Here is a 3,456-nt window from a genome sequence, read left to right on the forward strand (position 1 = left end):
CGCGGCACCTCTTCCGAAGCAGTGAGCCCGGTGGAGCGGAGCGCCAGAGCCAACGCAATCGCCGTAAGCCTGCCGGTGAGAGTCCACGAATGCATTGTAAGTGCGCCTAACGCCGTATTGAGCAGCCGTGGGCCGACAATTCATCAGAAAACACCATGACCTCTCCCCACGGTCTGCTCGAATACGTAGTTAGAGAGCAAGCCAAAGCCAGTAAGCTGGGAAGCCGAATGGCGATAAAAACAGTGCCCACAACTGCAATGGATCAACACCGAGCCCAAAGGTAGCACAGATGGAATGCGCTCCGGCATACGAAGCAAAAAGCGAGATCGGAATATACGCACCGATTGAAATGAGAGCGACACGCTTTGCTACGGGCCTGTCTTGTGGCGATGACGCACGGTAGCTCAACCACAGAATAAACAGGGCAAACGGGAATGCGAGCGGGAGCAAGAACCAAGCTGGGCCGCCGTGGCCCGACTACAGGAAATTCAGCCCGGGCGTGGCGGCAACCACGGCAAGAAGAAACGCAGGGCCGAATGCCACCGAGAGCACAACCAGTTTGGATTGCAAGTCACGCATCCGCCGCTCTCTAACGCTGTATTGAGGTGCCGCGGCACGATAGCATCTCAGAAAACACCACGACATCTCCCCGCGGTCAGCTCAAATACGTAGTTAGAGGGCGCGTACGATCACCTTGGGCGTTCAATATGCCGGCACCTGCCTGCGGCGCAAGAGGCAATATCAACCAGGGCGCCGTCGTAGCCCCGCTCCGACTCATAGAGTGCGATTACCTTCCCCGACTCGGTGACTGCAAATATCCCAGATTCGCCAGCGCGAGGAATCTGAACGCCGCATCCACCCACCTCCAAATGCTGCTTCGCTTCAGCCTCTCCCTTGATGCTTCGAAGGAGGAGAACTTCCAAGTCGTAGGGGAGGGTCGTATCGGTCCAGAAGTCGGGGCCGCGCTCCTCGCGTGCCTCAATATAGCCGCTCAGCCGAATTCCAACTACCTGTGCGACGAAGACCGACTCATAGGTGTCTAGATCCTCGGCGCGCGGAGAGATCTTTCCAATGCACGCGAATGCGCCGGAGCAAGCCAGAAGACAAACCAGAAAAAGCAACCGAGTCATTGATAGACGCCCTCTAACGCCGTATTGAGCTGCCGTTGGCCGGCAACATATCAGAAAACACCATGACCTCTCCCAACGGTCAGCTCGAATACGCAGTTAGTCTTCTGCCAGATGAGTGCATGAGAACGGCTCTGAGCTTTGCACAGAAACCGAAAAGTCCAGGCAGGACGAAGAAGACAGCTTTGAGCGGGGACGCAACCTAGCCCCCCCTGATACGTCCGAGTCTGACCAGAGCCGATGCACCGGAGGAGGCCCGGCTGATGCGTAACCCAGCCAAACTTCCGAATCGATGCCTTGCCGCTGCCACTCGACAAAGAATGGCTTGTTGTCGCGGAGCGACTCCGCAACGCAGCTGGCGGCCCTAGATAGCTCGGCATGCCCTGGATCGACGGGCAGCGTGCCGCAGAACACAGCGGATGCACCGCCAACTCGCTTGAGCTCGGATAGAAATTGCGAATGTGCAGCCTGGCGGCCCGAGCCCACGCCGGCGCAGCCCGAGATTAGAAGACTGCAAAAGACGAAAACGATAAGTCGCATAGAAGAAGACTAACGCCGTATTGAGCTGCCGTTGGCCGGCAGACTATCAGAAAACACCATGACCTCTCCCAACGGTCAGCTCGAATACGTAGTTAGCCGCCATACGAGGTTGCCGCCAACGGCCACGGATTAGAGATACAAGACTCTTCGGTCTCGCCCGCTGTACCGAAGCTTGGAGCGACCGTGCGCAGCGCTTTAGTTCCCTCCGAAATGATTGCGACGTGCTTGAACTCGCCCGCGCGCTCTGAGGCTACAGCCCAAGCGAGCACGACAAGGTCTGGCTTTCGCTCCTGAACGTGTCCAAGAGCCGCCTTAATGGCTTGCGCTTCGGACTCAAACGGGAACATCGTAACGTGCTGGCACTCGGATTCGATTGCTGTGCGTGTAGTTTCGTACAGCTCAGCGTGGTGCTCGAGCAGAGAGCAGGCGTCTCGACGCATTAGAATTAGAACGGCTCCAACCTCCGTTTCGGGCAGGTTACGCTTCTGCGCAACCTCAACGATATGCGCCGACGCAAGCGCACCAATCCGACGCTCGTCTTCCAGCTGGCACGGAGAAGCGGAAAGTGCCCACAGAAAAATTGAGAAACCAGTAATCATGGCGACTAACGCCGTATTGAGGTGCCGCGGCACGATAACACTTCAGGAAACATCACGACCTCTCCCCGCGGTCAGCTCAAATACGTAGTTAGGGAACAGGACGACCCGCCAACGAGAAGCGGAGCGAGTCGACCAACCCGCGACTCCGGGTCCCGGGGTCTACGGGAGCGGAGTTGGCCGCAAGTGTAACTTGCGGGAAGAGAAGCGTGGGGCACAGGAAGGGCGGAGCGATCGGGCGTGCCGCGAAGCGGGACGCAGCGACAGCCTGGGCCAGCGGAGCGAAGCTGCGCGGCCGGACTGCGGGAACCTGACAAGGTGCGATGTCACGCCCCAGATTTTCTCGCCGGCTCCGATCTCGGGAGGACGAGTGACGCCGCAACTCGGCGAAGACAAGAACGCTGGAGCGAACCTTGAACCTCATGCCTCGGTACCGAGCCCCTGTTGCCTAACGCCGTATTGAGCAGCCGTGGCACGGAAGCGTATCAGAAAACACGGTGCTCTCTCTCCACGGTCTGCTCGAATACGTAGTTGGACGGCGCGCCTCAGAGATCATTCGGCGTGAGCCCTGTATGCTTAGCGACTCTCGCAAGCATACGAGGCCCAATTTCTTCTGAGTCGTGAAACGCAAAAACAAAGTCGGGCCAACCATCTCGCTCCATAGTGCGATGCGAGCCTGATTGGCGCTTGACTCGCCAGCCGATCCGTTCGAGAGCCCGCAGAAGCGCTTTGGCTCGAACCGCGGGCCAAACGCTCACGCGGCCGCTGGGAAGGTAATTGCGACAGGCTCCGGCCCGGACTCGGACCGCTCAATACGCTCGGCGAGCACGCGGAGCGCAAGAACCTCGGCCCTTGCCATGGCCTCTGACTGTGTAGCGCCGTAGACCAAAACCCCTGCTAATTCAGGCACTTCCGCGATCCAGCGGCCGTCTTCTTCCTTCTCAACCACGACACTCAATTGCATGGGCTCTACTCAGGTAGCTACACCAAGGTGCTCAGAATAATGGAGCCGGTGCCGCGGAGCTAGCCATGTGCATCTTGAAGTTGCAGAGACACGTCAAGCGCCGCCCAACGCCGTATTGAGCTGCCGTTGACCGACAGACTAGCAGTAAACACGATCACCTCTCCCAACGGTCAGCTCGAATACGTAGTTAGAAGCCATGGCCGGCTAGCCAAGCCGCAAGCTCGCTGTA

4 protein-coding genes are annotated in these 3,456 nt (G+C 58.5%); all 4 read right to left on the reverse strand.

Features of this window, described 5'->3' with window-relative positions; translation table 11 throughout:
* Positions 1-689 precede the first annotated feature (689 nt).
* Complete coding sequence (locus IFO71_RS21335) at positions 690-1,130, reverse strand: hypothetical protein (protein WP_192031713.1); 441 nt, start codon at positions 1,128-1,130, stop codon at positions 690-692.
* 629 nt (positions 1,131-1,759) lie between these two features.
* Positions 1,760-2,266: a hypothetical protein gene (locus IFO71_RS21340; protein WP_192031714.1), complete on the reverse strand. Its 507-nt coding sequence runs from the start codon at positions 2,264-2,266 to the stop codon at positions 1,760-1,762.
* Positions 2,267-2,808: 542 nt separating this feature from the next.
* Positions 2,809-3,021, reverse strand: coding sequence for a type II toxin-antitoxin system HicA family toxin (locus tag IFO71_RS22400; RefSeq protein WP_192031715.1), 213 nt, complete (start codon positions 3,019-3,021; stop codon positions 2,809-2,811).
* A complete protein-coding gene (locus IFO71_RS21350) occupies positions 3,018-3,227 on the reverse strand; it encodes a type II toxin-antitoxin system HicB family antitoxin (protein ID WP_192031716.1) in 210 nt (69 codons plus the stop codon). The genes IFO71_RS22400 and IFO71_RS21350 overlap by 4 nt, the downstream gene beginning before the upstream one ends.
* Positions 3,228-3,456 lie beyond the last annotated feature (229 nt).

Origin of the sequence: Pseudomarimonas arenosa, from assembly GCF_014841215.1 — a bacterium.
GTDB classification, from domain to species: Bacteria; Pseudomonadota; Gammaproteobacteria; order Xanthomonadales; family Xanthomonadaceae; genus Pseudomarimonas; species Pseudomarimonas arenosa.

Coding starts and splice junctions, on each gene's coding strand:
- IFO71_RS21340 (WP_192031714.1), bottom strand. CDS start 2,266: ATGATTACTGGTTTCTCAATTTTTCTGTGGGCACTTTCCGCTTCTCCG.
- IFO71_RS21335 (WP_192031713.1), bottom strand. CDS start 1,130: ATGACTCGGTTGCTTTTTCTGGTTTGTCTTCTGGCTTGCTCCGGCGCA.
- IFO71_RS21350 (WP_192031716.1), bottom strand. CDS start 3,227: ATGCAATTGAGTGTCGTGGTTGAGAAGGAAGAAGACGGCCGCTGGATC.